Raw genomic sequence first — 26,739 nt, forward strand, 5'->3', positions numbered from 1 at the left:
TCAGCGCAGCGACAGGGTGGTGATAACGGAGTTGGCGAGGAATAGCAGGACAAAGCTGAAGACGACGGTTTGGTTCACCGCGTCGCCGACGCCCTTTGGGCCGCCCTTCGCATGCAGCCCCAAATGACAGGCGACCAGTGCGGCGAGCAGCCCGAAAACACCGGCCTTGAGCTCGCTGATCAACAGGTCGGGGATCCCGGTGAGGATCGGGATCGCGGTGATGAACTGCCCCGGAGTCGCACCCTGGAGGAACACCGCATAGAGGTATCCGCCGGTGAGGCCGACCGCGGTCACCAAGCCGTTCAGGAAGAGCGCGACCACCGTGGAAGCGAGCACCCGCGGCACGGCCAGCCGCTGCAGCGGGTCGATGCCCAGCACTCGCATCGCATCGATCTCCTCGCGAATGGTGCGTGAACCCAGATCGGCGCAGATCGCGGTGGCACCGCACCCCGCGACCACCAGTACCGTGGCCACCGGGCCGATCTCGCGGATGACGGCCAAGCCCGCGCCTGCACCGGACAGATCGATGGCGCCGACCTCGTTGAGCAGCACATTGATCTGGAAGATCACCATGACGCAGAACGGAATCGCGATCAGCAGAGTGGGCACAATCGAGACGCTGGCGATGAACCACGCCTGGTCGATGAATTCGCGCAGCTGGAAAGGGCGGCGCGGGACCATCCGCAAGGTGTCCAGTGTGGTGCCGTAGAACTGCCCCACCGCCCGTGGGGCGATCTTCGCCTTCGCCAGCATCGTGTCCCAGCGCGTCTGCGATGACGTCTCAACGGACGCAGAGCTGTTCACCGTCATCGAGCCTTTCCGCTCCGACTGTGGGTCGATCGACCGACAGTTTCATTTGCTATTGACTGGAATCAGCCCGCGGGGCGGCCCCGGTTCCGATAATCGAAAATCTCGACTCCGGCGCCGCCCGCCCGGGCGTATGGGATGTCGGTCCGCATACGCCACCTCGACCTCCGCCCCGCACGGCGACTCGTTCGGTCCTCGGCACACCTGGCCGATGCCCAGCTGGGCGAATATTCACGGAAGTCGCCGACGACATTCCCGGGACGCGCGGAGCTGCGCCGCGGTCAGTAGGGTTTCGCGCCCACGATCACGCGCGCATCTACTGAGTTCTGTCGAGCTCGCCGACCGGTTCCCGCAGGAACGGCACGACGAACTTCGCGACCTTCTCCGGTTGCTCGAGCCAGGCCCAGTGGCCGACGCCGGGCAGCGTCTCGATGCGTCGTTCCGCACCGCCGAAGCCGGGCATGTCCGGAGCGATGACCCGCGCGAAGGTCGCGACCGGTGTCAGAAGCGACATCCAGTCCCTGCCGGCGTCCGGATTTCTGTGCACGAACACCACCGCCTCGTCGGTGCCGTCCGGGCCACCGACCAACACGGGTGAGCGCGCATCGCCGACGACGAGTTGCCGCTGCTCGAGCATCGCGGCATCGGTCATCGGCCGACGGGCCATGGGTCGGTCGCGATCAGATGGGTGCTCTCCAGCGCTGCCGCCCGGTAGGGGTGGGCCTTTTCCTGGTAGTCCTGGCTGGTCACCATGGTGACGAACGCGGTCCGTGAGGGGTACTGGACGACGACGATCGCATCCCACCACGCCTTGTCGACGTCGCCGGCTACGACGTGGCTGGCGTCGCCCGCATACAGAATGGTGGCGCCGACGGCGTCGAGATGGGGCTGGACGGCCTCGGCGTATTGCTGATAGGTAGCCGCACCGTCGTTTTCGTCGAACTTCAACAGGTTGATCATCACGACCGGGTCGCTGTTGTCGGACGCGGCCGAAAACAGGGTTGCGATCTGGTTCGGGTTCGGTTCGATGGCGCTCATCGCTCAGGCCTCCCAGCTGCGCAGATCGCGCGGGTAGTTGACGTCGAGTTGTTGCACGGACTGCATGATGGCCCTCCATTGGGTGCGCCGCGGGGCCGAGCGGCCCGCTGCGCAGCAACGTTAAGAGACCCAGGTCACATTCTCTCAGCGCCGGGCAACAACGTTCGCCGCGCTCGTTGTGCTGACGTCACAGTTCGTCGGGACGGGAACGCGCGAGGCCGGGTCGAGCGGGGAGCATCGCCAGCGCGACCTGAAGGTCCAAGGAGTCGTTGGCAACGCTGCGTCCGAGCAGCGCCTCGGCCTGGTGGACTCGGTAGCTGACCGTGTTGGGATGAACCATGAGACGCTCGGCCGCGCGACTGCGGCTGCGATTTTCGTCGAGATACACCGACAGCGTCATCGCCAGCCGGGAGGTGGCCTCGTCGGCGGCGGCCAGCGGCCCGAGCACCCAGGTAATGAACGACAGTGCGTGATCGCGGTCGGCGGTGCCGAGCGCCGCAACGGCGACGCTGCGGTAGCGAGTGATCGCTGCCCCACGTGGCCCCACCAGCGATGCAACCCGCCGCGCATGGTCTGCCTCGAGGTGCGTGCGGCGAAAGCCCTCCAGGCCTCGGCCCGCCTCGCCCACCGCGATCCGCACGCCGGGGATCACACCCGGGACTTGTTTGCCACGATCCACCGCATCGAGGCTGTCGGCGGTGAAGGTGTCTCTGCGGCTCATCCAGCTCGCGACCGCAAGCGAGCCCAGGGAATGGATGAGGGTGCTCTCGGCACCCAGCGTCTGGGCGAGCCCCGCGAGAGCCTCGCCCAGAGCTGCCTGGGTTTCGCCGCCCTCGGAAGCCTGCTCGACCCACGCGATGGCCCCGACATGGTGCCGATTCACGTCGTAGCGCAGTCTTTTCGATGCCCGCTGTGCATTGCGCTCGCGGTCGGCCAGAATCTCCTCGACCGCGGCCGCGCGGACCGCGGCCGCGCTGCGCAGCCAGGCCTCGCGCTCGACCTCATACGCTTTCTCGGCTCGGACCATCGCCTCATCGACATAGGCGAACAGCCAACCCGTGGCCAGATCCAGCGCTACCGCCTGATCGGCTGCGTCCGACGCCTTATCGACAATGTGTGCGAACATCCACTGCCATACCCGTTCCTGAGCCAGCCGGTAAAGCCGCATCAAATCCGCGAGTGCGACCTGTCGGTGCACCGCTGACCGTGCGATGGCCAGGGTTGACGGCGGCAACTCGACCTGCCGAGGGTCGCCGGCGAGTTCGATGATCTGAGCCAGCTGCCGCAGGCTCGCCTCGGTGCTGACCAGGTTCTCCTGGACGGTCTGCGGATCGGAGAACAGTTCTGGCAACTCGGTCTGCATCCGGGCGACCGACCGTCGCGCGAGGTCACTGGCGGAGGCACGCATCTGCGTGCCCATCGGCCGCAATATCTCCCGCCAGACCCGTTGCGCAGACGGCTCACGCACCGGCGGCCATTCGACCTCCATGCCGGCCGAATATAGTCACAGTTATCGCTCCGCGACAATCAGCCGCGACCAAGCTGGCATCGAGTGCCCTGCCCCAACTGTGATCGCGCCGGGTAGGACAGCTCGGCCATCCGCTACCCCCGCCGGTGACCATGGGCCTCGGTTACGACGCGACCGGTTGCGTTCGGCCGGTGAAGGGGTTGTAGACCGGGAGCGGCTTGATGAGCGGGTTGAGCAGTCTGCCGGACTGCTCGACGGTGAGGACCTCACTCGGGTCGAGCGGGATGACTTCACGCAGCGATTCGTCGTATTCCCAGACGTCCTCGCCAACCAAGCGGCCCTCATCGTCGTAGGGCCAGATCATGTGCTCGCGGGTCTTCATCAAATAGGTGGCGTTCGGGTCCACGTCCGCGCCGGCCTCAGCGAGGATGCTGCCCGGTGTCTGCTGGTACAGCGTGGCCGACGAGACGATCATGTCGTCGCTCACCGCCAACTTCTCGTCGCCTCCGGTGTAGAAGACGCACTGAGCCGTGCCGGTCCACTCGCGATAGACCCCCTTGACGGCCTCGGCCCCAACGAGCGTGGTGATCGTGCCGAACAAGTTGAAGTGGTAGACGGGCTCGGCGACCGTCATATCGGGCGCGAAGATCTCTTCGAAGCGGCCCGCCATCTCCAGATAGCGGTGGCGGTTATAGGCGTGCAGGAGATAGAGGTGGCGGGGGTTCTCCGTGGTCTCGATCAGTCGCTCCACGGCGATGTTGGTCTGGGTGATATCGAAGCGGCTCATTTATTGATTCCTTTGTGCCAGATCATTGTTTGTTGTTGAGCCCGGGTCAGGCCGATGGACCGGCCGCCAAGAACTCGACGATGTGCCCGGCGAGTTCCTCACCGGAGTCCTCCTGCAGGAAGTGACCGGCTCCGTGAATAACCGGGTGTTCGATGCCTTGAGCGCCACGCATCTCGCTTTGCAAGACGCCCGCCATCGGACCGGTGATCGGATCGGCGTCGCTGAACGCCACCAACATCGGTGTCGTGCTCTGGCTCAGCACCGCCCAGGCCGCCCGGTTGGCCGGCGCGGCCGGGTCGTCGGTCGAGGTGGGCACCAGGCCGGGCATTACCCGCGGGCCGGCGCAGTAGCTGTCGTCGGGGAACGGTGCGTTGTATCCGGCGCGTACCGCGTCGCTCATCACCTTGGTGCAACCCCACTGGATGAATTCGCCGATGTCGATCGTCGGTTGGCTCTGGATGGCCTCCCGGAACTGCCACCAGATCTCGGGCATCGGGAAGTCACCGGCCGGCAGACCACTGTTGGCGACCACGATGCGCGAAAACCGTTCCGGGTGTTCGGCGGCCAGCCGCAACCCGATCAGCCCACCCCAGTCCTGGCCGACCAGGGTGACGTTGTGCAGGTCCAACGCGTCGAAAGCGAGCGCGCGCATCCATTCGACATGCCGGGCGTAGGTGTGATCTTCACGGCGGGTCGGTTTGTCGGAGCGACCGAAGCCGACCAGATCCGGGCAGATGACCCGATGGCCGGCGGCGGCCAGGATCGGGATCATCCGCCGGTATAAGAACGACCACGACGGCTCGCCGTGCAGCATCAGGATCGGGTCTGCGTCTTCGGGCCCGGCCTCGACCCATGCCATCCGCAGCGATCCGCCCTCGGTGTCATCGACCTCGCAATACCGAGGTTCGTAGGGAAAGTCGGGCAGCTCAGCGAACCGCTCCTCGGGGGTGCGCAGCGTCAGCATGGCCGAACCTGACCGGCGTGCTTGTCCACGGTATGCATCGAATCTCCTTACTTCTGTTTCACGGCGGCTGTTGGCCGCGGACCCGAAGTTAGGTGGCCGCACACCGGTTGTCTCGGCGCTCTGCGCCAAAGTTCGGTGCCAAGGTTGTGCCCGCGCCACTAGCGCCAGCGGATTTGGGTGAAATGAGGTTCCCCGCTCTAACGGAGGCTCTGATCGTGGTCAGATAGGACAGGAAGAAGTCTTTCGCGGCAGCTCCCGCGGCTCGGACCACACCGCCATCCGATTCGCAAATAGGTTGGCCGACAACGGAATTGCGCAATCGATGGAGTCGGTCCGCGACCGTTCAGCGGGGAACCTCAACATCACCGGGCAAGAGGTTGCACGTCGAAATTCGGGATCTAGATGTGAGCATGGCCGTAAGTTAGAGCGCTGTCGTATTGGTGGCTCGTGCGCCCACTCCAGTAGTTACGTCCTCCATTGTGAGCCTGCCACAGTTCCTAGCGGGAATTGGCTGGCCGGCCGGGCGCAGATGTGTGATGCGAGCACAATTGACATCGGGAAGCTTGTTGTCTCGCGACGAGCAGATTGTGAACTGCATCTCTTACTGTGGCGTGTCGTGGCCGATCGGTCACGTTCCCTTCGGAGGTCGCACGCAGATGTCCTGCGGCCCGCAGACCTTCGCATTACGCCGCGGATCGGTGGCAGGAAGGAACCGCGACATGAGCCGGTTCGACATCACCAAGACCAACCTCGCTGTGGAGCGATTGATCGAGGTCACTGACAACCCGCGCCACCTGTACCTGCTGCACGCTTACAACAGGCACCGCTACCTGGAGATGGCCGGCCGCTGGCGAGAGATCTTCGACCCGGAGATGACCGTCGCGCACCCCGTCTACAACTTCAATGTGTTCGGTATCAGTACCGTCTTGGACGGTGCCGAAGCAGTGCAGGCCGTGTACAACGAGTGGTCCGGCACCGGACAGTGCATCTTCTACGTCGATGACGAAAAGCTCGCGGTCGGCGACAACACGATCTGCTCGACCGCGGCGATCTATCAGCAGACACCCGGCGTCATCCTCGCCGAGGCCGGCGCGGACGTGGACCCGGACGCCACCTATCTCGTCAAGAACGTCGAGCACATGATCTGGCCCTACGACGACCAGGGCCGTCTGATCGGTGAGGACGTGTGGGAGATCGACGAATCCAAGCGCGAGATCATCAAGCTCGACCCGTCGGAGGTGCTCACGGTTGAGCAGTCCGAAGTCCTGCTGGCCCCGCTGATCAAGCCGCTGCCCGTCCGCACATTCTGAACGCAGACGACAGGCCAGCCGAGGAAGTCATCGCGTCAGCGGGCGTTCCCCCGGTGGCCCGTTGCGCCCAGATCATTCAGGAGTTGTACGTGATCAATGGACTGACCATGGATGACTATCCGCTGTCGCTGACCGCGGTGGTGGAACGCGCCGAGCGCTTCCACGACAGAGCGAAGGTCGTCTCACGCCGCCCCGACGGCAGCGTTGAGCGCACCACGCTCGGGGCGTGCGCCGTACGCGCGCGCCAGCTGGCCTCGGCCTTGGCAGAACTCGGAGTTGGCGACGGCGACCGGGTCGCGACGCTGTTGTGGAATCAGTCCGAGCACCTCGAGCTGTACTTCGCGGTTCCTGCGATGGGGGCGGTCGTACACACCCTCAACCCCAGGCTGCATCCCGACGAACTCGCCTTCATCGTGGGAGACGCCAGGGACCGGGTGATCGTGGTCGACGAATCCCTCCTCGAGGTGTTCGAGACCTTCCGCCACGCGCACCCGTTCGAGCACATCATCGCCATCACCCGCGATGCCCCGACACCGGACGGGATGCTCGGCTACGAGACGTTGATCGACGCCGCGGAGCCGATGGTGTGGCCGCTTCTCGACGAACGACGCGCCGCCGCAATGTGTTACACGTCCGGCACCACGGGCCGACCGAAAGGGGTGGTGTATTCGCACCGGGCGCTGGTGCTGCATTCGCTGGCCGCGGCACTCCCCGATGCGCTGGGGGTATCGGCACGGGACACACTGCTGCCGGTCGTGCCCATGTTCCACGCCAACGCCTGGGGTCTCCCCTATGCGGCCGCGCTGCTCGGGGCGGGGCTGGTACTGCCCGGATCGCGGCTGGACTCGGCCAGCGTGCTCGATCTGCTCGCCGCCGAACGTGTCACCATGACGGCGGGGGTCCCGACCGTGTGGATGGCGATGCTCGACGCACTCGACGCCGAACCGCAACGCTGGGACCTCAGCTGCCTCGACCGCCTGATCGTCGGCGGTGCCGCGGTGCCGCGCAGCATGCTCGAGGGATACGACCGCCACGGCCTCACGGTCGTGCAGGCGTGGGGAATGACCGAGACCGCGCCACTGGGCGCCGTCAGCCGTCTGCCCGCCGACCTCCAGGAGAGCAGCACGGATGAGCAGTACAAGTTCCGTGCCCGGCAGGGAGTCGCTATGCCGTTCTTCGACATTCGCGCACGTAGCGAGACAGGTGAGTTCATCGAGTGGGACGACCGCGCCATGGGTGAACTGGAAGTGCGCGGACCGTGGGTGGCCGCCGCATATCACGGCGGCAAGGGAGCGGACAGTTTCACACCGGATGGCTGGTTCCGCACGGGGGACATCGTCCGCATCGACCACCGTGGCTGCATCTGGATCTGCGACCGGGCCAAGGACCTGGTGAAATCCGGTGGCGAGTGGATCTCCTCGGTAGACCTGGAGAATCACCTGATGGCGCACCCGGCGGTGGCGGAGGCGGCGGTGATCGCCGTTCCCGACTCGCGGTGGGGCGAGCGCCCGCTGGCGGTCATCGCGCTGCGCGACGGTGCGACGACGGATCCGGACCAGTTGCGCGAGCATCTGGCGGCGGAATTCGCCCGTTGGCAGCTGCCGGAACGATTCGAGTTCGTTTCCGCGATTCCCCGGACGGCCACTGGAAAGTTCAAGAAAATCGCTTTGCGCGAAAGGTTTTCGGCTGCCGATCGGCCGTGACCTGCAATCCTGTTCCATGGTCGGCACTCGGCAGGTGACGGTCGGCTCGGCGCCGTCCGTCCGCCCGCGGTGGCCGGTCGCCACTGCGGGCGGCCTCCGTCGGCGCCGCAGCAGGTGGCTACCGCATGTCCCGCTGGGCCGCCACGACCTCGCTGATGGTGCGCTCGGCACTGGAGCCGCGCTGTGCCTTCTCCGCCAAGCCGGGGAACTGCCCGGCGAGGGCGCTGAGTATCTTCAATTCCACCGGCGCGACATTGATTTCGCACCGATCGCGTTCAACGGCCCGTACCACCCCCGTCACCACCTGGCGCGGGGAGACCATGCGTACGCCGGTCGGCGGGGTGGCGCCCGTGGCGGCGAACATGCCCACGTCGCGTACGGCGCCGGGCTGGACCAGAGAGACCCCCACCCCCGTACCGTGCAAGTCCTGGCGGAAAGAGAGCGCGAAGCCGCGCAGCCCGAACTTGGCAGCGCTGTAGAGCGAGGAGTACTTGGTGGCCGCCTTCCCGGAGATCGAGCCGACGAGGACAATATGTCCCCGGCCCGCCTCGACCATCCGGGGCGCGAGCGCGCGGGCCAGCATGACGGGGGCGCGCAGGTTCACCGTCAGCGCGCGGTCGATCTGCTCGGGCGTGTAGTCGAGTAGATCGCCGGTGGAGGGCATAGCGGCGTTGGCGATCAGAATGTCCGTGTCGGGGACGGCCTTGGCGAGGTGGTCGAGCTGATCCGGGTCGGCCATATCGGCGGTGACCGCTCGCGCACCGAGCTCGTCGGCGAGCGCCTCCAGGGCGTCGGCGCGGCGCCCGGAGAGGACCAGCTTGGCTCCCTTGGCAGCCAGTTCTCGGGCGATGGCCTGACCGATGCCGCCCACGGCACCAGTGAGGAGAACGGTTGATCCTGCAATGCGCATGTGATTAGCCTCCTGAAAACTGTTCGTTCGAACGAACGAACAGTACGAAAGTTGGGTGACCGTGTCAAAAGCAGCTCACGCGTCCGCCAGCCACCGCGCGATCGGCGGCATCCGCAGCGCGTACAGCATCCCGCTGACCTCGGCGACCGCCGTCCGAATCCCGCCGCACCGGTGGCACAATGGCCGCTATGTCCAAGTCCTCCGGAACCCGGCAGAGCATCATCGACGCCGTCCTGCGCATCATCGGCGAGGACGGCGTCGCCGGGGTCACCAACCGGCGGATCGCCGAGGAGGCCAAGGTCTCCCTTGGTTCGGTCACCTACCACTTCACGACCCAGCACGAGATGCTGCGTGAGAGCCTGCTGCACTTCGTCGCCGAGGAGACCCGGCGCTTCACCGAGCTCGCCGACCAGTGCGGGACCGAAGGGATGGACATCGATCGTGCCTCCGCCACGGTCGGCCAGGTCGCCGGGTGCACGCAGTCCGACGGCAGGTACATCGCACCCTTCGAGCTCTATGTCCAGGCCGGCCGCGACGAGCGGTTGCGCACGGCGGCCGCGCAGTGCTTCGCCGCATACGACCAGCTGGCCGCGCGGATCCTCACCGGTCTCGACGTACCGGACGCCGAGCGGCTGGCGAGCACCGCTGTCGCGCTGGTCTTCGGACTGCAACTGCGCAGCCTCGCCACCGGCCTTCCGGCAGAGGAACTGGTCGACGCCCTGTTGCTGCTGGCACGCGGGGCGCAGCAGGCCTGACCCGCCTGCCGGTTCCGGTCACACCAGGCCCGCGGAGCGCGTCGCACTCGCAGCTCGTTCCATCCCGCGGCAGTCGGCAGTGTTGCCGCCGCCGGTCACGCCTTTGCCGTCGCGTCGTTCGCGACGTTCGTCATCGCTGTCATAGCGGCGAGTGTCGTCTTCCTGCTGCCAAGCGGCCAGCGGCCCAATCCTGAGCGCCAGTCATGGCCGGGGCTGCGGATGAAGCGGCCCCAGCCGTGGCGACGTCCGGGCAGGTCGGTAGCCCGGACGTCCGTCCAGGAAATCACCGAATCCTCCAGTGCCCGAACGGCAATCACCGTCGATCGAGCCGATTTGCCAACGACGGCGACGAACCCGCACGGCGTCACAGGCAGCTGCGCGACCATTTCGGCCGACCGCGCACGATCATCGATCCACTCGGTCATCGGATCATTGACCGGCACAGCGCAGTGCGGCGATCAGCATCCGCTGTCGCGCATAAGAATCGACCCTCGAGACGTTGACGACGCACCCCAGGATGTCCACCACCGGACGCCGCACGATCGGCGCACGGCAAAAGGGTTCGCCCCGTGCGTTCGGGTTCAGTAGCTCTGCCCGGGCGGCGGTATCCGCCACTGACCGGAGGATGGCGGTAGCACCGCGGTGTCAGCGGTCGGGTCGGCCCGCAGGAAGCGGATGAACCCATCCACGGTGAAGCCGGCGGCAAGGATCTCTGCGAGCAACCGCGCCGCGGCGTTCCTCGAATCCATGCGGTACATAGTCACCCGAGCACGCCCACCGCAACCAGGAAATCACGCGAATAACAATAAAATTCCACCACACAGGTGGCGGCGGGTAATGATTCGGCAACCCCGGCGCTGGTAGCACGAAGGCGCCCACCTCCAGGCAGCCGGAGGGCTCCGAAACGCGCGCGCTGGTCATGGCGGGCGTGCTGCGGCGCGGACATAGTGGTCCCGTCTTTCGCGCAGAGATGGCCGTTGTCCGGGTGGACAATGGGAAGATGCACCCGCACGGGACGGTGCCCGGCTCGGGAAAGGGTCTGAGCAGAGCCGAACTGCTCGCCGCGATATCGCTTGCGATCGACCTCGGTCTGGGTCAGCCGATGGAACACATGCTTCGGTCGTCCTTGATCGCGACCCGGATCGCCGAGCGGATGAGGCTCGACCTGCAACAGCGGGCGACCGTGTACTACGCCGACCTGGTCGCGTGGATCGGTTGTCACGCCGACTCCCACGAACTCTCCGCGCTCTTCGGCGACGACATTGCCTTCCGAGCCGACACCTACACGGTGGACACGACCGGCCTGCCGTATCTGCGGCTGATGATGAGTCATGTCGGACGCGGATTGCCGGGCTGGGAGCGCGGCATCCGTGCCACAGCCTTTCTCGTCACGGCTCGCAGCCGGGTCGCCACACTGATCCAGTCGCATTGCAGTTCCGCCGGGGTTCTCTCCGATCGGATGGGCTTGGACGAGCAGGTCGGAAAGGCGCTGGCCTACGCCTTCGAACGCTGGGACGGCCGGGGGTTGCCCAACGGTTCTCGCGGAGACGATATCCCGGTCGAGATCCACATCGCGCACGTCGCAGACGTCGTCGAGGTGCACCTGCGCACGGGTGGGCTCGAGCACGCGAAGGATGTTCTCCGTTCTCGGCGCGGCAGTCAGTTCAGCCCAGCCGTGGCAGCGGTGTTCGATCGCGACGCGGCGGCGATCGTGGACGGGTTGCTCGAAATCGACGTCTGGACCACAGCGTTGGCCCAAGCACCGGATCGTGACCGAACCATGACGGCCGAGGAGAGCGACGAGTTACTCGAGGCCATGGCTGATTTCGTCGATCTCAAATCTCCGTTCACTCTGGGGCATTCGCGTGGCGTCGCGAATCTGGTGGCCGGAGCGGCCCGACACCTGGGCATGTCGCCGTCGGACATCACGCATCTCTACCGTGCCGGCCTAGTGCACGGCCTCGGCAAAATGGGAGTGTCCAACCGGATCTTGGAGAAGAAGGGGCCGCTCACTACGGCTGAATGGGAACGGGTACGGATGTATCCGGATCTGACCGGCCGGATACTGAGTCGGGTCAACGGTCTGGAGTCGGTGGTGCCCATCGCGATGAAGCACCGGGAACGGATCGACGGGTCCGGCTTTCCCCGGGGGATCGCCGGCGCAGAGTTGACCGCGCAGGACCGGTTGCTTGCCACGGCGGAGGCTTATCAGGGACTGCTCGAGCCGCGTCCCGACCGGCCGCCGCTCGATCCTCGCGGCGCTGCCGATCAGTTGCGAAAGGAGGCGCGCGCCGGACGCTTCGACGCCGAGTCGGTTGCGGCCGTGCTTGCGGTGGCCGGTCCGCGGAACTCGCGGCGAACGCCCTGGCCGGCCGGGCTGACCGACCGCGAGGTCGAGATCCTGCGACTCGTCGCGCAAGGCCGATCGAACAAAGAAATCGCCGCCGAACTGTTCATCGCCGAGAAAACGGCACGCAACCACGTCGAACGTGTCTACGCCAAGCTCGGCGTCAACAACCGCACGCAGGCCAGTCTCGCCGCGATCGATCGGGGTCTGGCAGGGTTCCCGGTCAATGCGGCCGTCCGAAATTGAAACATCCACTGCGCCAGGTACTTCAGCTCGGCAACCACCAATGATGCTGCCCGGGTGCGCTATTGACGTCACATGGCTCAGCGGCGTCATCGATGCCCGTCCGGTGGACGGGCAAGTGGGGATGCGGAGCGCGCCGGAGACCCGGCTGATTACGCACAGTCGGGACCCGGTAACGGGTTGGCCGAGCCGACAGCGGGACCGACTGCGCGGGGCCTTCATCGCCGGGATGCGCTGGGCCGGGACCGCCGGTCCAAGACCCATATCGTGGCCAGCATGAGGCCAACGGCAAACGAGGCGAGCGCGATGAGACTGGCGCCGGTGCCTCCGTGGAAGGTATCGCCGTAGGCGGACATGGCCGGCAGCTTGGCGGTGTACCGATCGAGCTCCAGGTCGCGACCCAGCGCTTCGAATGCGTGGCGGTTGGACAGGCCGAGACTCATCAGGCGTCCCGGTAGAGCCATCTTGTCAACGGGGACTATGGCGCCACCGAACAGAACCTGCGGGAAGCAGAGCATCGGCAGGGCGAGGGCGGCCTGCGCGGCATTGGAGACCGCGGCCGAGGCGAGCAATCCGAGGGCCAGTGCCGAGGTCGCCTCGATCACAATCGTCACGAACAGGAAGGCGGACACGTCCCATCCGACAGCGGGGAGCCGACCGAGCGCCCGCAGCACACCGAGGAGCACCGCGCTCACTCCGGCCAGCACCGGAAGCAGCGCTGTCACCTTGGATGCCACGTAGGCGCCGACGCTGAGCCCGGCCAGGCGCTCCCGCCGGAAGACGGCCATCTCCCCGACGATCTGGAGCAGTCCGTAGGTAAGGCCGAAGAAGAAGCCCGCGAATGCGATCCAGAACACGATCTGGGCCGGGCCGAGGTCGGCTTCGCCACGCGGATCGAACGCGTCTCGCTTGAACAGCGTCGCCATCATCGCAGTGACCAGCACCGGTGAGCCGAGCAGGACCGCCAGGGTCAGCCGGTTACGTAGGAGAACATCAACATTGCGTCGGGTGAGTAGCCACCATTGCCGGACCATGTCTGTGCGCTTGACGTCTGAACGGGCGGCGGGGCTGGGCAGTAGAGCCGAGTCGGGCTGGGTCATCGACTTCCCGCTGTCCGCGAATCGCTCCGCCCAGATCTGCGGGGTGTGCTCACGAGCCAGCCGGTCGTACACCTCGGCGAGATCCTCGACGCCGAAGTAGCGCCGCGCCTCGGTCGGGCTGCCGGTGAAGGCCAGGTGGCCGTCGCGTGCCAGGAATACCACCCGGTCACACCGGTCGATGGAGTTCGGCTCATGCGTCGTGAGGACGACTGTGACCCCGCGCTGGCTGAGTCGGCGCAGCAGGCGCATCACGTCGGCTGCGGTCGACGGATCGAGCCCGGAGGTGGGTTCGTCGAGGAAGAAAAGGTGTGGCCGGGTCAGTAGCTCCACGGCGATACTGGCCCGCTTGCGCTGGCCGCCGGAGAGCGCACGGACCGGCACCTCGGCCCGATCAGCCAGGTCGAGGTCATGCATGGTCTCTTCGACTACCCGGTCCGCCTCGGCCGCCGATGTGCCGGCGGGCAGCCGCAGCCGCGCCGCGTAGCGCAGCGTGCGGCGCAGGGGCATCTCGAGGTGGATGATGTCCTCTTGGGGCACGTAGCCGATACGGGAATCGGCGCTGACTCGGGCCCCGCGAACGACGCCGTCATGCCGAACCTCCCCGGCAGACGGTGGTCGCAGTCCCGCGAGGATCTCCAGCAATGTGCTCTTTCCTGCGCCACTGCCGCCGGCAATGGCGACCAACTCGCCCGGTTCGACCGACAGCGACAGCTGCTGGAGAATCTGCCGCGACCCGACCTGTCGGCTTACGTTGACCGCATCGATTCGCCCGCCGTTAGGTGCGTGATCTGAAGTGCGCGTACCGAACCACTCGACGGTCGGTGGTTCGAATGTCAATTCGGTCATGACGGTAACCTCCGTGATTCCTGAACTCGCTTCGTCATGCCCTGATCATCGGTCCGCCGCCTCCGTGGTCGCATGAGGCGTTTGCCTCAAATCGCGACCACCGCGAAGCGATCGCCGCACCCGGGCAGCGGGGCCACGCGGTGGCCCGGGCAGCAGGAATGCGCGAGGCGACCGTGTTACACCGTCATCCGGACAGACCCCAGCGCGACGCGGGACCGGTGCCACGGCTCCTGCACCACGCCATGCCGACCTCAGTCGCCGAGCGTGGCGACACCCGCGCGGGCGTATTTCTCGTCCAGATCACCACTGGGTGCACCCGCTACACCGATGCCGGCGATCGGTGTGCCACCCGTGGCCACCGGGACACCGCCCCCCAGGAACAGGGTGCCGGGAATGTCGGCCAGCCGCGGGGTCTTGTCCAGACGCTCGGCCAGCTGAGCGGTCGACGCGTTCCAGGAAACTGCGGTGAAGGCCTTCCGCTCCGCGGACTCGTAGGACTGCGGTCCCGCGCCGTCCCCGCGCAGCAGCACGATGGTATTGCCGTCACGGTCGACGACAGCGACGCTGACTCGCTGATTCTCCTGGCTCGCGGCGGCGAGCGCGGCCTGCGCGGCCTCGGTGGCGGCAGCAAGCGTGAGGTGATCGGTCTGCCGCAGGTCGGCTGGCTCGACCCTGCCGGCGAGCACTGGTTGCGCCGCCGGGCCCGTGTCCACGCCGCCTACCGCCAATGCGCCGATGGTGCCCGCGGCGACGACGGCGAGTGCTCCGCCGATGAGGGCACCGGTGCGCTTGCCTGTCTTCTTGCGAATGTCCATGGGTACGTTCTCCTTTGGTTTATCGATGGCGGCTGGGGAGTGAGATGGCCATCTGCTGGCTGATACCGTCCGTCGCCATCACCGGCTGCTTTCGGTGGGCTGTTCGGACGGCATGGGCATTGCGGTTCAGTTGGCGGTTGGCGCGCCGGCGACGCGACGCTCGCCGCCGTTCGCCTCCTGCCAGAGGCGGTACACATCCACCGCTTCGTCGCGGGGCTCATGGCGCATGGGCAGCCGTCGCTGGTCCCAGGGTTTGGCGAACTCGTCGTAGAAGGTGTTGAGCTCGAAGTACTTTCGGTCGTCGACGTAGTGCGGTTGGTAGGCGTCGCGGGTGGTGAGGAAGACGACCTCGTCGGGTGAGCAGTAGTACAGCGCGCCCAGGCACATCGGGCAGGGCAGGGCGAGGATGTAGATCGTGGTGCCGGTCAGGTGCTCGGTGCCGAGCTTGGTGCATGCCTCGCGGATGGCAAGGATCTCCGCGTGCGCGGTGGGATCGTTGGTCTGCGCGACCCTGTTCGGGCTCTCCGCCAGAATCTGGCCGTCCTTGACGACAACGGTCGCGAACGGACGCCCGCCCTCGGCGACATTGCGGCGCGCGAGGTCGATGGTGTGGCGTGCGAAATCGGTCATCGGTTGTCCTCGTTTGTCAGAACGGCTTGGTGGGCAGGTACTTGCCGTCGAGGGTGATGACGGCGCGCTCGCCGCCCTCGGGGTCTGCGACCTTCTGCACGTCGAGCTTGAAGTTGATCGCGCTGATGATCCCGTCCCCGAACTGCTCGTGGACCAGGGCCTTGAGGGTGGTGCCGTAGACCTGCAGCATCTCGTAGAAGCGGTAGATCGTCGGATCGGTCGGGACACCTCCGGGGATGGATCCGCGGGTCGGGATCGTCTGGAGCAGCATCGCTGCGTGGTCGTCCATCCCCAGCAGTTCGGCAACCGCCGTCGCGGCCTGCTCGGGGAGGGCGTGTTGGCCGAGGACCGCGGCGGTCACGAAGGCCACCGAGTAGCCGGCGGCATCCGCGATCTGCTGCCAGGTGAGATGTTTCGCGGTCTTGGCCTCCACCGCCGCGGCGGCCAGTGCCAGGCGGGCGGTGGGGTCGAGCTGTGCGTGCACCATCTGTGTGCTTCCTTTCTGGTCGAATACCGACCCGACGGCAAGGGTGGGTCGGCGTTGTGGAGGGTGATTCCCGCGCGGCGCGCGGAGACCATGACTATGCGGTCAGGGCTTCGGATCCGGAGGCGTCGAACACAGTGACCGCGCCGGTGCCGATGTCGAACACCCATCCTTCGACGGTCACGGTGCCGGCATCCACGCCGCGGGACACCGATGGATGGGTCGACAGGTTGGCCAGCTGCGCAACGACATTCGATCGCACGAGCATCGAGACGCGGTCATCCGGCTCGGGCCCCGTGGCCGACGCGTCGGTGGCATCGACTTGTTCGAGCCATTCGGCGATGGCCGGTGTGCCGCTGAGGTCATGGCGTTCTGCCAAGGCGGTCATCGCGCCGCACCCGGAGTGGCCGCACACCACGATGCGGGAAACCCCCAGCACCGCAATGGCGAACTCGATGCTCGCCGCGACGCCGTCGGCTCCGGATGTGTGGACCGGGACGAGATTGCCTGCCGTGCGGATCACGAACAAGTCACCCGGCTCGCTGTTGGTGATCAGTTCCGGAACGACGCGTGCGTCGGAGCAGCCGATGAACAGGGTGTCGGGACGGTGGGTCGTCGCGAGGCGGGCGAACAGATCCGCCTTGGCGGGGAAGACATCGCGTTGAAAGTGCATGACTCCGGCGGCGAGGTCGTGCATGGATCGCTCCCTTCGAGGGTCGCTCGGCCGGTTGGTCCCGACCGATCCCACCATGCACAACCTGTCGCTATAGAGTCCAATACTTGATGCCCATCGTGATGATTGGTCTCATCTATAGTCGATCCGACGGCGATCCGACTTTTGTTGGTACGGCTCGCTCAGTTCGACCGTGTGGCTGCCTGGGCGATCGCGGCGAAGGCGCGTGCGGCTGCCGAGTGATAGGTGCTACTGCGACGCAAGAGTTCCACGGTTCGGGTGGGCAACGCGGGGGTGAGCGCGGTGGGCAGCAGGTCCGGCTGGGCACGCGTGATGGCGTCGGGTAGGACGGTGGCGAGCCGACCTCGGCGAACGAACTCGATCAGTGCGCCGATGGAGTTGGCCTCGACCCCGATGCTCGGCCTGATCTCGCATTGATCGAAGTAGGCGTCGATGTGGGCTCTGGTTGCGAAGTCGCGACTGAGCAGCGCCAGCGGATGGTGTGCGAGTTCCTGAACCGGCAGCGGCTCCGATCGCGCGGCGAGGGGGTGACTCGATCCGACCACCAGGCTGAGATTCTCGGTGCACAACGCGGAGTTCTCGATCCCGGCGGCGTGGGTGCCGGTGAATGCGATACCGAGATCGATGCGGTCGGCGAGCAGGTCCGCCTCGATCCGATCCTGGGTGGTCTCCACGACGGTGAGGGTCACGCCCGGGTGCGCGACATGGAACTGATGCACCAGCGGGCCGATGAGGTAGGCGGTGATGGTCGGCGTCATCGCCACCCGCAGGTGTCCTCGGGACAGGTCCTGCACGTCGTGAATCGCGCGCTCGCCAGCGTCGAGGTCGCGCAGGGCGAGTCGCGCGTGATGCGCGTAGGCCGCGCCGGCTTCGGTGAGGCGTACGGTGCGGCCGGACCGGTCGAGCAGCTCCACTCCTAGCGCCCGCTCGGCCTGCCTGACCTGCTGCGACAAGGTGGGTTGGGAGATGTGCAACGCCTCGGCCGCGCGGGTGAAGTTGCCGTGATCGGCGACCGCCAACAGGTACCGGATGTGGCGCAGCTCCATGATCGTTCCTATAGATGCAATCTATCGTGATGATGGAAAGTAAGTCTTGGACTCTATCGGACGCGCTGGGCATTGTGGAAGTCAGCAACGAGTCAGGAGATCTCAGGTGAACAGGCGTCCCCTCCGAACAGCGCCGCGCTGGACCGCCGTGCACGAGGCGATCGTCTACGGAGACGGATCCGCGCGATACCAGCAGGTCATGACCGCCCTGCTCGACGCCGGCGCCGACCCGTCGATCCGCGACGGAGCCGGCCGCACCGCGCTCGACAACGCGCAGCGCCGGGGGCAGACCGCGATCGTCTCGATTTTGCGTGGCCACGCATGAGCGAAGGAACGGCATGATCAAGAACGAGGAAACCCATCTGCGGCGGGCGATCTCGCTCGCCGAGCACGCCGGTCACGAGGGCAATCGCCCGTTCGGCGCCGTCATCGTCGCGGGCGGAGCGGTGATCGCCGAGGGTCGCAACCAGGTGGCCAGCGCAGGCATCGTCACCGCTCACGCGGAGCTGGTCGCCATTACGGCCGCGATCGAGGCCGGGCACGCCGGGGAGCTGATCGGCGCCACGATCTACGCGAGTGGTGAGCCCTGCCCCATGTGCAGTGCCGCGATCGTCTGGGCCGGGATCACACGCGTCGTCTTCGGCGCCGCCGAGCCGGATTTCACCGCGATCATCGGCGGGCACCCACGATTCACCCTGCGCTGCGCCGAGGTCATCGGGTCCAGCGACACGTCGGTCACCGTCTCCGGCCCGAATCTCGGCGATGCGGCGCTCGCGCCGTTCCAGCGCCACGCAGCGAATCCATGACCGCGCTACCGAGTTCGACTGCGCGCCTTGCGATTCGCACATCCACGCCGACAGCCAGATTGGAATAGAACGTCAACGAGCGCCCACCGTTCATCCACAGCAATCCGAGAACCAATGTCCCATAGGCGATATCACCCGAACAGTCACCAAACCGTAAGGCAGACATTAAGAAGGCGTTTTGAAGCTATGTGTCCGAGGCGGCGGGATAGGGTGAAGATCATTGCGAGGTAGACCATGGAATCGTGGTGGTCGGGTCGGCGTTCGTAGTCGCGGACGCATCGGCGGTGCTCGAGGATCCAGTTGAAGGTTCTTTCCACAACCCAACGGCGCGGCAGGACGTGGAAGCCCGACATGTCATCGGTGCGTTTGTGCCATCCGGTCACCCAGTTGCACTCTGACTTGGCGCAGCTCGCTATCGACGCTAGGGGGTTCACCCGCGACGGATGTCAGTGTGCCGATTGTCGTGTGAAATATCGGCTGTATCCCGCGAACATGGATCGATAGATGTCCGCGAACCAGGCTGCCGCAGCCGAACTGGCATCCGGTTGTGTCGCGTCGAATGTCGATGCGATGTGTACCACACAACCTCCGTCGGCTAGATCGTCGACATACGTGGTGGCGACATATCCTACGACGTGCTGATTGTCAGCCTTGATGTAGTGGATTCGCCGTGTTTCGTCGTTCTGGTAGAAGATCGTTTCCTCGACGACTCCACCATCGCTCAACACCATTCGCCGGGTACGGGGTACCGATCCCGGTGCGCCGACCAACTCGCAACTGATCAGTTGAGGGCCTTGGAGTCCACCTTCTTCGGCAGGCAGCCACCAGCGCGACATACCGGCCCAATCGCAGATCAGCTCCCAGACTTGCTGCGCGGGCGCGGATATCTCTATCGAGTCGTGTAGTGCTACCCGGCCGCTTCCGCGGTGGTCGGGTGAGCCGTCGATTTCCATCAGTGGATTACTTCCTCGAATTCGAAGATCATGCTGCGAAGCATGTCGGGCTTGGTCAGGTTCTCCACGTCGCGCGCGGCCGCCTCACCCTCGGGCGAGGCGAATGCCGCTTTCAGGGCTGCCATGTCGTCCCATTCCAAGGACGAGACCCAGAAGTACGGCTCACCACGACCCGGTGTCGGAGAGTGACCGAAGGCGAACCGGCGCAGTCCAGGCAGCACCTTGATCAGCGGAATGTGCGACTCGCAGTAGTGCCGCTCGAAGGCATCGGGGTCCTCGGGTGTTGCGTACAGCACGAGGTAGCGGACCATGTCTCGTTCATCCTTTTCGGTTGTGGATCGGTCTCAAACGCTCTCGATGGGCAGGGTTCGGGGCATGCCGAACCGAGGGAACAGGCCGGTGTCGAGGAAGGCGGTGAGTTGAGCGATTCGGGTGCCATCCAGCGTCAGCACCGTGATCCCATGTGCGTGGGCTATGCCTGCGTGGTGATCTCGCAGATAACGCGCGAATGCCGGCTGGCCGTTGGCTCGGGTGGGTATGAGCCGGAATCGCCGTGTGCCGTGCGCGAAGCCCCACTCGGTGAAGAAACCCGCGATGGCGTCACAGCCCTGGTATTCCTGTGTCAAAGGCGGCATCGAGAATATCGCGTCGTCGGTGAGCAGCTCGACCATCGCTGGTACATCACAACGCTCGAACGCGGCGACAAAGGCGTCGACGACGCGCCGCTCGGCAACAGAATTCGGCAGCACCGGGCGCTGGGGTGCCCGCTGCCGGGTCGAGAGTGCCTGTCGGGCTCGTTTCAGTCCACTGGCCACCGCGTCCGACGTCGTGTCAAGCAGGCCCGCGACCTCGTCTCCTCGGTATCCGAGCACATCGCGCAGTACAAGGACGGCCCGTTGGCGAGGCGGCAGCGTTTGCACCGCAGCCACGAACGCCAACGACACGGCTTCACGGCTCTCCAGTAGCGCCTCCGGGCCGGGCTGCGCATCAAATCCCTCCGCCGCGTCCGGGTAGGGCTCCAGCCACGGCACCTCGCACAGCCGGCCCGTCTCGGGAAGCTCGTTCGACGAAGTCGCGGTGACCTCTTGCGCGCGGCGGCTGTGATCGCGCAGGGCGTTCAGGCACCGATTGGTGGCGATCTTGTAGAGCCAGGTACGCAGCGAGGAACTCCCCGCGAAACGGTCCATTCCCCGCCACGCCGCCAACAGCGTCTCCTGAACGAGGTCTTCGGCTTCGGCAACCGAACCGACCAGGCGATAGCAGTGCACCTGCAGTTCTTGCCGGTATGGCCCGGTCAATTCACCGAATGCCTGCCCATCGCCCTGCCGCGCTTGCGTCAGCAAGAAGTCGTCCATCATCCCGTCCTTACGATGATCGGGCCTATTCATCTCCCACTTGTATAGACACCAACTACCCAGAAAACGGGGCGCGCCGATCTCGCACCGCACTGCCTCGTCCGGCAGCGCCGGGTGCTGCGGGTAGGTGGCGGCTTCGATGCTCTCCGGGCGACGACTCGCGACGAGGCGAATTCCGGCTTCCTACTCAACGGACCCGACGCCGGGCGGCCGGGTTGTTGTCGGCGTGGAAGCGCCGCAGCCCTTCGTCGGGCACCTGCGCGTTCTCAACCAGGCTGCGCACCGACCGCTGCCCGGACAGCTCCGCCAGCACCGGCGTGGGGCAGCCGCGAAGTCCGCAGTTGGTGCAACGTATGCGGGCCGTCGTCGTAGTGCTCGGTGCGCCGGGTGTCTGGTCGAGTGGACCAAAAAGGTTCTCGCACTGACGATTCAGGTGATCAAACGCACCGATGACATGTCGGGCTTCCACGTCCTGCCGCGACTGTTCTACCAGTCGGGCACGGAGTCACCGGCGCTAACATGTATGCCGAGGTGTCGACTCTTGCTTCGCACCTACGACTTGTCTTGGCGTGGACGAGATGCAGCGGGACTCTGCGTTCCGCGCGGGTCGGGCAGCCGGTTGTCGTTCCGTCGACGGCCCCGGATGCCGAAAGCGTCGCTGTCGCACCGGAATCAATGGTTCCTGCCTCGCCCACGACGCATCGCTCACCACCTCATCAACCACAGCAAGAATCTCAAAGATATTGCGCGGCAAGCCAAACCGACACGCCATTCATTCTGAACCGAGTTCTGAGCACAGTGCACACCATTAATCTGCCACGGCGCAAAGCGCTCGGGCAGATCCCGCCACGGGCGGCTGATGCGCAACCGATACAGCATCCCGTTCACCACCAGGCGATTGTGGTGAAGTTGACAACAGCATCATCCAAGTTGCACCGCGGCAGCTAGCTCGAACCACTGGGCCGACGCGCACAGGCGTCGGCTGGTCAGCGCAGCAGGGACCGCGCGGTCGGCGCCAAACGCAATTGCTGCACCGGCTCCGACAGTCGCTTCAACAGCTCTGGCCGCACTTGTTCCACCCACACTCGCGAGCGAGCGAGCACATCGAGGTGCTCATCGAGCCGGTCCGCATTCTCGAACAACGCGAATGAAACGAACACGGTCTCGGCGCGAACCGGAAGCATCGCGAAGGTATTCGGCGCTGGCTCGGTGACGTAGCTGCCGATCAGTGCTGCCCCGGTGGCGGCAAGAACGGGCTGCACTTGGCTATTGAAGAATTCGGCGAACTCGCCGGTCGCAATGTCGGGTTTGTAAATCGTGGCCAGGACACGCGATTGCGGCAACAGCGTCGCTTCCACCCCTGGGCGATCGGCAGGGAGCGAGAATTCGGAGGTCGACGTCGCCGGACGCAGTAGCAGCGCGTTCGTCGTATCGACCATCGTGGCGCGGGCGGCCGCGGCGTGCTCTTGCCAGGCAGCTCCATCGATATAGAAGGCCGTCAAACCCGCAGTGCGGGCGGTCATGTCACGGAAGGCACGTATCCAGACGAAGCGGTCCGGATCATCCTCATCGCGGAACTGGGCAATTACGCGAATACCCACGGCCTCTTGGGTTTCCACGAACTCTCGATCGAACAGGTCGATGAGCACATCACGGCTGCCTGGTCGCAGCGTGTACTGCCTGAACTCGACGACCGGCCAGTGGTTTTGGGTCACCATTCCCACAATGCCACTGTCGATACGCGCATCGCGAGCGGTTGGCCGGCCCCGGGGAATCGAACCCCTGTGGTGCACCCTTTCTACCTGCGGCAACGATTGTCGCACCGCTCTGTCCTGCAGTTACTCGGGACTGGTGCACCTCGGCACCTGCGGCGTAGGGAAATGCCGAAGAGCGAGTGTTCGCATGGTGGTGTCAGTGCAGTTGCGAGCCGACATCAGTCCGGCATGTCCACCGCCGCCGTGCAGCGCCGGTGCTGTGTCCGGTAACTCGATTGCCAGACGAGCCGCGCGCAGGGCACAGGGGTGGTGTGATGTCTAGCGCGCAAGTCGGGGGACAGGCAACTGGGGTGAACGACAATTCCGCCCACCCCGTTGCGAGAATCAATCTAGTGGGGCCAGCACCTGGGAGCAGTGCTGTCCATCCAACAATCCGAGCTTCCTGTGGGTACCAGCAGTGGGCCGAACAACCCTAAAGCCATCGATATGAACAACATGGCTTCAAACCTTTCGTAATGTGAACAGAACCTGGACGGTAGTCCGCCGCCGCGTCGGTGTGCAGCCCCAACTCCCAGGGGCGCCGTTTCGCGGCCTCAGGTACTGCCGACGAGGCCGCGACTTCCCAAGGAAGGTGCGAAGATTCGCGGCCAGGGGGAGAGAACAATGCCAGGCGTCGTCACCGGCACGGAGAGAATGCGTTCCGACTCGGTCGGCGTCGATTCGACGTGAGACCGTTCAGAATCAGTGCGCCGCTCCGTCTTCATTCACATGAAGCTCACCGTTCAGACGTTCCTGACCCTCGACGGCGTGATGCAGGCCCCCCGACGGACCTGAGGAAGATCTCAACGGCGCCTTCACCCACGGCGGCTGACAAGCCCCGTTCCCGGACCAGGCCGTCGGCGAGTTCGTCACCGCGCTCAACAGCCACGCCAGCGCGTTTCTGTTCGGTCGCAGAACGTTCGAAATCTTCCGCAGCTAGCTAGTCGGGTTTCAGCCAGATACCGTCGGGATTCAAAATAGGGGCCTTTCGTGGACGACGTCCACGAAACGTGCCGCCGATCGCTGCCCACTGCTACGGTCGTGCCATGTTCGCTCTCGTGGTGAAGTTCGACTTGTTCGACCAGGACGCGGCCGACGCGTTTGACCAACTCGTCGCCGACACCGTTCGGCAGATCATCGAACACGAGCCCGGCACGCTGGTCTATGCGACCAACACCGTTGACGGTGAACCGCTCTCGCGGATCTTCTATGAGGTGTACCGCGACCGCGATGCGTTCGAGGAGCATGAGCGGCAGCCACACACCCGGCGGTTCCTGGACAAGCGCAGCGAATACGTCGCGTCATTCCGCGTCGAGTTCCTGGCCCCGGCCGTCGCGAAGGGCCTACCCGCCTAGAGTCGCTGGGCAATCCCGCACCACATGGCGAACCCGTGCACGCTGTCGACGGCGCGGGCTTCAGCGCGTGCAAGTGCTCGAGCGGTCTCGTGAACCATTGGGTTGTAGCGGGTCTGCGCCGGTGCGATCGACTTCGCAGTGAGCAGCGCGTCGAACGCACGACGACGGTCGCCGTGAAGTAGGTAGGCGCGCGACAGGTCGATGTAGTGGTGGCCTGCACGCTCTTTCGGTGCGTCGGCGGGGAGTACCAGAGCGCGGGCGCGGTTGAGTGCCTCGGTGCCGTCCATCGCTTCGACTGCCAGCGCGACCGACCAGATGCCGACGTTCGTCGGGCCGAAGCTGAGGACCTGGTCGCGGTCGTCGCCGAGTCGCTCGGCAGTGGCTCGAGCCTCGGAGAGATGCTCGTCCGCCAGGCTACGGCGGCCAGATCGTGACGCAGCCAGACCGGATTGCAGGTGCAGCCCACCCCACGCGATCAGGTCGTCACGGCGGCCGACGCCGAGCCGAGGCTCGATATCGCCGCGGCATCGCTCGAGGAAGCTGAGCGCAGCCGTCCAGTCGCCGCCAGAAGTGAGCAGCGCTGCGCGCTGAAACTGGGCTGTTGCCTTCCAGAGCGGGTTGTCAGCTTCGGCGGCGGCCCATGCGATTCGATCTACGGCGAGCGCGGCGAGGTCGGAGTAGCCGAGCTTGTGCGCTAGTGAGTGCGCGGAGTAGTACAGCTCGCACAGCATCACTAATGCGCGATTACGGTCGTCGCCGGTCGCGCGGTGCACGGTGGCGCGTAGTTCGCCGAGCAAGCCAGGTAGGTGCTCGCCGAGCTTGTGGAAACTTGCCGCCCGCCGCCAGGTGCACACTTTGTCGACTTCGGCGGCGAGCTGCGGAAGGAGGCGGGGCTCGGCTACAGCGGCGTTGTCGATGTCGTAGGCGGCCAGCTCAGTACGAAGCACGGCGATCGCAGAGCGCACTTCGGTGTCCGGGCCAGGTGCGGGCGCGTACGGTTGCCCGGTCAGGTCGGTCACCGACAGCCGCAAGGCTTTCGACACGGCGCCGAGAAAGGCGGGCGTTGCTGGCGCTCGTCGCTGTTCGACAGAGCGGATGAGCGCCGTCGACACGTTTGCTTTCTCTGCCAGTTCCTTTTGCGTGAGTCCCGCCAGTCGTCGGGCCTCACCGACTCGGGCAGCTACTGCCGCGCGATCTGCGCTCATGGTCACCACCGTTTCATTGAACGCCGTGCCAAGTCCGTAGTGCTAAGAGTACGAAAATCCTTCGCACTTCACAGTCGGAAGCTGCGCCATCGTTCTAGACACGCCGCGTCGCCGAGTCGACCCTCATCCTCGGCGGCGGGGCGAATCAACCGTCTACCTGCCGGGGGTGGCCCTGTGGTCGCATCGTCCGATTCAACACTGCCGCAGCGTGATCCGTTCGTCGGACCGCCCGGTACATACTGCGGCGCACCAGGCGATGTGGTCGAGGTGTTCGCGGAAGCGGTCCGCAAGTGGGCAGATCTACCCGCACCCACAGCCCCAACGGCGAAGCCCTGCCCCCGCTGCACCTATGAGGACGCCGAGCCGGACACCGGCATTTGCCGCTACTGCACGGCCGCCATCGAATGCGCAAGCGGCGCATTGGTTGTCGCGATGAGCGATGCCAACGCCGGAACTGATCGCCCGGCGGGGTGGTTGCAGCGCGACGACGGATCATGGGCGCCTGTCGACGATCACGGGTATGTCGGCCAGACGTTCGCGTTCGAATTGGATGACCACCACGAGATCGACGAGCACGCCGTGATCACGGTCGAGCCGATCTCGATCGACGACACGGAGGTTGACTAGCCGTGTCGACGACCGGACTTGTATGTGGCACGGTCGCCGGGGTTTTGACGTTGGGCGTCGTGCTCTTTTACGTACTGCCGTACCTCGTCGACCGTCCGGTGCACGTCGACGGTGAGCGTCCCAGCGCGGAGATACTCGCGCGCATCGCTCGCGACCAGTGCCACCGTGCGCCGGATCATCCGTACAGCGTCGATGAAGCGCGCCGCGTATTCCGTCAGCGCATCAACTGCGACGCCGACTCATGCGGCGCAAAACATGAGGCTGTCTGGACTTTGATCGACGCGGGGGTGCTGCGGCCCGCCGCATATGTCGAGCGGTAGGGCGCCTCGTTCGAGGCGGTTCTGATCTCTCCCGTGGGGTGCGGGAGTAGTAGGTAATGGAGGGATATCTATGAGATTCAACGCGATTCGGGCATCCATCACGGTTGTCGCTGTCAGCGCCGCACTACTCGGCGGGCAGGCGCTCACCACCACATCGGTCGCGCACGCCGGGCCGTGCTTGCTCGGGCACGTCGACCCAAACAACGACAACAGTGCGTGCAAGGGCAGCGACTCGGCGAACTGGACGGAATCCGAGGCGAATCCAGACGGAAGCCCCACACTGTCGTGTTCCCGGCTCAATAAGGGAGCGGGCGTCAAGACCTGGACCGGTAAAGGCTGGCGGAAATGGAAATGCATGCAGATAACCGAGCTCGGCCAAGAGTATTGGAAATGGTATGAAGTCCTCGGCACCTAGGC

Annotated in this window: 30 protein-coding genes and 2 pseudogenes; 10 read left to right on the forward strand and 22 right to left on the reverse strand. The window is 65.6% G+C overall.

The features are described 5' to 3' along the window. From ABZ293_RS18390 to ABZ293_RS18415, 6 genes are all read right to left on the reverse strand, one after another. Complete coding sequence (locus tag ABZ293_RS18390; protein ID WP_354957960.1) at nucleotides 1-753, reverse strand: ABC transporter permease; 753 nt, start codon at nucleotides 751-753, stop codon at nucleotides 1-3. 370 nt (nucleotides 754-1,123) lie between these two features. Next, nucleotides 1,124-1,459, reverse strand: a complete 336-nt coding sequence (locus tag ABZ293_RS18395; protein WP_355182009.1) for a hypothetical protein — start codon at nucleotides 1,457-1,459, stop codon at nucleotides 1,124-1,126. Next, nucleotides 1,456-1,845 (reverse strand): DUF1330 domain-containing protein, encoded by a 390-nt coding sequence (locus ABZ293_RS18400; RefSeq protein WP_355182011.1) that lies wholly within the window; start codon nucleotides 1,843-1,845, stop codon nucleotides 1,456-1,458. The genes ABZ293_RS18395 and ABZ293_RS18400 overlap by 4 nt, the downstream gene beginning before the upstream one ends. Before the next feature lie 187 nt (nucleotides 1,846-2,032). After that, nucleotides 2,033-3,334, reverse strand: a complete 1,302-nt coding sequence (locus tag ABZ293_RS18405) for a helix-turn-helix domain-containing protein (protein WP_355182013.1) — start codon at nucleotides 3,332-3,334, stop codon at nucleotides 2,033-2,035. 142 nt (nucleotides 3,335-3,476) lie between these two features. Then, on the reverse strand, nucleotides 3,477-4,100 hold the full coding sequence (locus ABZ293_RS18410; RefSeq protein ID WP_355182015.1) for a hypothetical protein: 624 nt from the start codon (nucleotides 4,098-4,100) through the stop codon (nucleotides 3,477-3,479). 46 nt (nucleotides 4,101-4,146) lie between these two features. After that, nucleotides 4,147-5,064, reverse strand: a complete 918-nt coding sequence (locus ABZ293_RS18415; protein ID WP_355182017.1) for a haloalkane dehalogenase — start codon at nucleotides 5,062-5,064, stop codon at nucleotides 4,147-4,149. A gap of 479 nt (nucleotides 5,065-5,543) precedes the next feature. On the opposite strand from ABZ293_RS18415, the gene ABZ293_RS18420 reads away from it, so the two are divergent. Both ABZ293_RS18420 and ABZ293_RS18425 read left to right on the forward strand, forming a co-directional pair. Further along, nucleotides 5,544-6,374, forward strand: coding sequence for a hypothetical protein (locus tag ABZ293_RS18420; RefSeq protein ID WP_355182019.1), 831 nt, complete (start codon nucleotides 5,544-5,546; stop codon nucleotides 6,372-6,374). An 89-nt stretch (nucleotides 6,375-6,463) separates the two neighbouring features. Then, the gene (locus ABZ293_RS18425; protein ID WP_355182021.1) at nucleotides 6,464-8,077 is read left to right on the forward strand and encodes a long-chain fatty acid--CoA ligase; all 1,614 of its coding nucleotides are present in this window, start codon (nucleotides 6,464-6,466) and stop codon (nucleotides 8,075-8,077) included. A 118-nt stretch (nucleotides 8,078-8,195) separates the two neighbouring features. Here ABZ293_RS18425 and ABZ293_RS18430 read toward each other — a convergent pair whose 3' ends face one another. After that, a complete protein-coding gene (locus tag ABZ293_RS18430) occupies nucleotides 8,196-8,987 on the reverse strand; it encodes an SDR family NAD(P)-dependent oxidoreductase (protein ID WP_355182023.1) in 792 nt (263 codons plus the stop codon). A 188-nt stretch (nucleotides 8,988-9,175) separates the two neighbouring features. Here ABZ293_RS18430 and ABZ293_RS18435 point away from each other — a divergent pair, with 188 nt between their 5' ends. After that, entirely contained in the window at nucleotides 9,176-9,742 is a 567-nt protein-coding gene (locus ABZ293_RS18435; protein ID WP_355182025.1) for a TetR family transcriptional regulator, read from the forward strand. A 95-nt stretch (nucleotides 9,743-9,837) separates the two neighbouring features. Here ABZ293_RS18435 and ABZ293_RS18440 read toward each other — a convergent pair whose 3' ends face one another. Continuing rightward, nucleotides 9,838-10,167, reverse strand: coding sequence for a hypothetical protein (locus ABZ293_RS18440; protein WP_355182027.1), 330 nt, complete (start codon nucleotides 10,165-10,167; stop codon nucleotides 9,838-9,840). A gap of 156 nt (nucleotides 10,168-10,323) precedes the next feature. Then, on the reverse strand, nucleotides 10,324-10,491 hold the full coding sequence (locus ABZ293_RS18445; protein ID WP_355182029.1) for a hypothetical protein: 168 nt from the start codon (nucleotides 10,489-10,491) through the stop codon (nucleotides 10,324-10,326). A gap of 251 nt (nucleotides 10,492-10,742) precedes the next feature. Between ABZ293_RS18445 and ABZ293_RS18450 the strand changes: the two genes are divergently transcribed. Then, entirely contained in the window at nucleotides 10,743-12,335 is a 1,593-nt protein-coding gene (locus ABZ293_RS18450) for an HD domain-containing phosphohydrolase (protein ID WP_355182031.1), read from the forward strand. 215 nt (nucleotides 12,336-12,550) lie between these two features. On the opposite strand, the pseudogene ABZ293_RS18455 reads toward ABZ293_RS18450, so the two are convergent. The 6 genes and pseudogenes from ABZ293_RS18455 to cynR form a co-directional block, all read right to left on the reverse strand. Beyond that, nucleotides 12,551-14,316 (reverse strand): annotated as a pseudogene (locus tag ABZ293_RS18455) (ATP-binding cassette domain-containing protein). 213 nt (nucleotides 14,317-14,529) lie between these two features. After that, nucleotides 14,530-15,093, reverse strand: a complete 564-nt coding sequence (locus tag ABZ293_RS18460) for a heme-binding protein (protein ID WP_355182033.1) — start codon at nucleotides 15,091-15,093, stop codon at nucleotides 14,530-14,532. Between the two features lie 126 nt (nucleotides 15,094-15,219). Further along, on the reverse strand, nucleotides 15,220-15,723 hold the full coding sequence (locus tag ABZ293_RS18465; protein WP_354957932.1) for a nucleoside deaminase: 504 nt from the start codon (nucleotides 15,721-15,723) through the stop codon (nucleotides 15,220-15,222). 16 nt (nucleotides 15,724-15,739) lie between these two features. Continuing rightward, nucleotides 15,740-16,210 (reverse strand): cyanase, encoded by a 471-nt coding sequence (gene cynS, locus ABZ293_RS18470; protein WP_355182035.1) that lies wholly within the window; start codon nucleotides 16,208-16,210, stop codon nucleotides 15,740-15,742. A gap of 94 nt (nucleotides 16,211-16,304) precedes the next feature. Then, nucleotides 16,305-16,904: a carbonic anhydrase gene (locus ABZ293_RS18475; RefSeq protein WP_355182037.1), complete on the reverse strand. Its 600-nt coding sequence runs from the start codon at nucleotides 16,902-16,904 to the stop codon at nucleotides 16,305-16,307. A 158-nt stretch (nucleotides 16,905-17,062) separates the two neighbouring features. Continuing rightward, nucleotides 17,063-17,947: a transcriptional regulator CynR gene (gene cynR, locus ABZ293_RS18480; protein ID WP_355182039.1), complete on the reverse strand. Its 885-nt coding sequence runs from the start codon at nucleotides 17,945-17,947 to the stop codon at nucleotides 17,063-17,065. A 106-nt stretch (nucleotides 17,948-18,053) separates the two neighbouring features. Between cynR and ABZ293_RS18485 the strand changes: the two genes are divergently transcribed. Further along, nucleotides 18,054-18,272 (forward strand): ankyrin repeat domain-containing protein, encoded by a 219-nt coding sequence (locus ABZ293_RS18485; RefSeq protein WP_355182041.1) that lies wholly within the window; start codon nucleotides 18,054-18,056, stop codon nucleotides 18,270-18,272. A gap of 13 nt (nucleotides 18,273-18,285) precedes the next feature. Continuing rightward, nucleotides 18,286-18,753, forward strand: a complete 468-nt coding sequence (locus tag ABZ293_RS18490) for a nucleoside deaminase (RefSeq protein ID WP_355182043.1) — start codon at nucleotides 18,286-18,288, stop codon at nucleotides 18,751-18,753. A gap of 143 nt (nucleotides 18,754-18,896) precedes the next feature. On the opposite strand, the pseudogene ABZ293_RS18495 reads toward ABZ293_RS18490, so the two are convergent. The 6 genes and pseudogenes from ABZ293_RS18495 to ABZ293_RS18520 all read right to left on the reverse strand — a co-directional run. Next, a pseudogene (locus tag ABZ293_RS18495) lies at nucleotides 18,897-19,100 on the reverse strand (hypothetical protein); the annotation flags it as partial. A gap of 99 nt (nucleotides 19,101-19,199) precedes the next feature. Beyond that, nucleotides 19,200-19,706 (reverse strand): SRPBCC family protein, encoded by a 507-nt coding sequence (locus ABZ293_RS18500; protein ID WP_355182045.1) that lies wholly within the window; start codon nucleotides 19,704-19,706, stop codon nucleotides 19,200-19,202. Further along, nucleotides 19,706-20,017 carry an EthD family reductase gene (locus ABZ293_RS18505; protein ID WP_355182047.1) on the reverse strand — a complete coding sequence of 104 codons (312 nt, stop codon included), beginning with the start codon at nucleotides 20,015-20,017 and terminating at the stop codon, nucleotides 19,706-19,708. The genes ABZ293_RS18500 and ABZ293_RS18505 overlap by 1 nt, the downstream gene beginning before the upstream one ends. Before the next feature lie 33 nt (nucleotides 20,018-20,050). After that, nucleotides 20,051-21,061, reverse strand: a complete 1,011-nt coding sequence (locus ABZ293_RS18510; protein WP_355182049.1) for a sigma-70 family RNA polymerase sigma factor — start codon at nucleotides 21,059-21,061, stop codon at nucleotides 20,051-20,053. Between the two features lie 705 nt (nucleotides 21,062-21,766). Beyond that, a complete protein-coding gene (locus ABZ293_RS18515; RefSeq protein ID WP_355182310.1) occupies nucleotides 21,767-21,955 on the reverse strand; it encodes a hypothetical protein in 189 nt (62 codons plus the stop codon). Between the two features lie 92 nt (nucleotides 21,956-22,047). Then, nucleotides 22,048-22,776, reverse strand: coding sequence for an NIPSNAP family protein (locus tag ABZ293_RS18520; RefSeq protein WP_355182051.1), 729 nt, complete (start codon nucleotides 22,774-22,776; stop codon nucleotides 22,048-22,050). Nucleotides 22,777-23,861: 1,085 nt separating this feature from the next. Here ABZ293_RS18520 and ABZ293_RS18525 point away from each other — a divergent pair. Beyond that, complete coding sequence (locus tag ABZ293_RS18525; RefSeq protein WP_355182053.1) at nucleotides 23,862-24,170, forward strand: antibiotic biosynthesis monooxygenase; 309 nt, start codon at nucleotides 23,862-23,864, stop codon at nucleotides 24,168-24,170. Here ABZ293_RS18525 and ABZ293_RS18530 read toward each other — a convergent pair. Continuing rightward, on the reverse strand, nucleotides 24,167-25,375 hold the full coding sequence (locus ABZ293_RS18530) for a helix-turn-helix transcriptional regulator (protein WP_355182055.1): 1,209 nt from the start codon (nucleotides 25,373-25,375) through the stop codon (nucleotides 24,167-24,169). The two genes, ABZ293_RS18525 and ABZ293_RS18530, sit on opposite strands and share 4 nt — an antisense overlap. Nucleotides 25,376-25,633: 258 nt before the next feature. On the opposite strand from ABZ293_RS18530, the gene ABZ293_RS18535 reads away from it, so the two are divergent. The 3 genes from ABZ293_RS18535 (at nucleotide 25,634) to ABZ293_RS18545 (ending at nucleotide 26,737) form a co-directional block, all read left to right on the forward strand. Beyond that, nucleotides 25,634-26,002: a hypothetical protein gene (locus ABZ293_RS18535; protein ID WP_355182057.1), complete on the forward strand. Its 369-nt coding sequence runs from the start codon at nucleotides 25,634-25,636 to the stop codon at nucleotides 26,000-26,002. Between the two features lie 59 nt (nucleotides 26,003-26,061). Then, complete coding sequence (locus tag ABZ293_RS18540; protein ID WP_355182059.1) at nucleotides 26,062-26,322, forward strand: hypothetical protein; 261 nt, start codon at nucleotides 26,062-26,064, stop codon at nucleotides 26,320-26,322. Nucleotides 26,323-26,392: 70 nt separating this feature from the next. Further along, nucleotides 26,393-26,737, forward strand: a complete 345-nt coding sequence (locus ABZ293_RS18545) for a hypothetical protein (protein WP_355182061.1) — start codon at nucleotides 26,393-26,395, stop codon at nucleotides 26,735-26,737. The last annotated feature ends 2 nt before the right edge of the window (nucleotides 26,738-26,739 follow it).

The organism is Nocardia sp. NPDC005998, from assembly GCF_040614395.1.
Taxonomy (GTDB): Bacteria; Actinomycetota; Actinomycetes; order Mycobacteriales; family Mycobacteriaceae; genus Nocardia.

What these genes read in the sequence shown, in the direction of transcription:
- ABZ293_RS18390 (WP_354957960.1), bottom strand. Translation starts at nt 753, where the DNA reads ATGCTGGCGAAGGCGAAGATCGCCCCACGGGCGGTGGGGCAGTTCTAC.
- ABZ293_RS18395 (WP_355182009.1), bottom strand. Translation starts at nt 1,459, where the DNA reads ATGACCGATGCCGCGATGCTCGAGCAGCGGCAACTCGTCGTCGGCGAT.
- ABZ293_RS18400 (WP_355182011.1), bottom strand. Translation starts at nt 1,845, where the DNA reads ATGAGCGCCATCGAACCGAACCCGAACCAGATCGCAACCCTGTTTTCG.
- ABZ293_RS18405 (WP_355182013.1), bottom strand. Translation starts at nt 3,334, where the DNA reads ATGGAGGTCGAATGGCCGCCGGTGCGTGAGCCGTCTGCGCAACGGGTC.
- ABZ293_RS18410 (WP_355182015.1), bottom strand. Translation starts at nt 4,100, where the DNA reads ATGAGCCGCTTCGATATCACCCAGACCAACATCGCCGTGGAGCGACTG.
- ABZ293_RS18415 (WP_355182017.1), bottom strand. Translation starts at nt 5,064, where the DNA reads ATGCTGACGCTGCGCACCCCCGAGGAGCGGTTCGCTGAGCTGCCCGAC.
- ABZ293_RS18430 (WP_355182023.1), bottom strand. Translation starts at nt 8,987, where the DNA reads ATGCGCATTGCAGGATCAACCGTTCTCCTCACTGGTGCCGTGGGCGGC.
- ABZ293_RS18435 (WP_355182025.1), top strand. Translation starts at nt 9,176, where the DNA reads ATGTCCAAGTCCTCCGGAACCCGGCAGAGCATCATCGACGCCGTCCTG.
- ABZ293_RS18440 (WP_355182027.1), bottom strand. Translation starts at nt 10,167, where the DNA reads ATGACCGAGTGGATCGATGATCGTGCGCGGTCGGCCGAAATGGTCGCG.
- ABZ293_RS18445 (WP_355182029.1), bottom strand. Translation starts at nt 10,491, where the DNA reads ATGGATTCGAGGAACGCCGCGGCGCGGTTGCTCGCAGAGATCCTTGCC.
- ABZ293_RS18450 (WP_355182031.1), top strand. Translation starts at nt 10,743, where the DNA reads ATGCACCCGCACGGGACGGTGCCCGGCTCGGGAAAGGGTCTGAGCAGA.
- ABZ293_RS18460 (WP_355182033.1), bottom strand. Translation starts at nt 15,093, where the DNA reads ATGGACATTCGCAAGAAGACAGGCAAGCGCACCGGTGCCCTCATCGGC.
- ABZ293_RS18465 (WP_354957932.1), bottom strand. Translation starts at nt 15,723, where the DNA reads ATGACCGATTTCGCACGCCACACCATCGACCTCGCGCGCCGCAATGTC.
- cynS (WP_355182035.1), bottom strand. Translation starts at nt 16,210, where the DNA reads ATGGTGCACGCACAGCTCGACCCCACCGCCCGCCTGGCACTGGCCGCC.
- ABZ293_RS18475 (WP_355182037.1), bottom strand. Translation starts at nt 16,904, where the DNA reads ATGCACGACCTCGCCGCCGGAGTCATGCACTTTCAACGCGATGTCTTC.
- cynR (WP_355182039.1), bottom strand. Translation starts at nt 17,947, where the DNA reads ATGGAGCTGCGCCACATCCGGTACCTGTTGGCGGTCGCCGATCACGGC.
- ABZ293_RS18490 (WP_355182043.1), top strand. Translation starts at nt 18,286, where the DNA reads ATGATCAAGAACGAGGAAACCCATCTGCGGCGGGCGATCTCGCTCGCC.
- ABZ293_RS18500 (WP_355182045.1), bottom strand. Translation starts at nt 19,706, where the DNA reads ATGGAAATCGACGGCTCACCCGACCACCGCGGAAGCGGCCGGGTAGCA.
- ABZ293_RS18505 (WP_355182047.1), bottom strand. Translation starts at nt 20,017, where the DNA reads ATGGTCCGCTACCTCGTGCTGTACGCAACACCCGAGGACCCCGATGCC.
- ABZ293_RS18510 (WP_355182049.1), bottom strand. Translation starts at nt 21,061, where the DNA reads ATGGACGACTTCTTGCTGACGCAAGCGCGGCAGGGCGATGGGCAGGCA.
- ABZ293_RS18525 (WP_355182053.1), top strand. Translation starts at nt 23,862, where the DNA reads ATGTTCGCTCTCGTGGTGAAGTTCGACTTGTTCGACCAGGACGCGGCC.
- ABZ293_RS18530 (WP_355182055.1), bottom strand. Translation starts at nt 25,375, where the DNA reads ATGAGCGCAGATCGCGCGGCAGTAGCTGCCCGAGTCGGTGAGGCCCGA.
- ABZ293_RS18545 (WP_355182061.1), top strand. Translation starts at nt 26,393, where the DNA reads ATGAGATTCAACGCGATTCGGGCATCCATCACGGTTGTCGCTGTCAGC.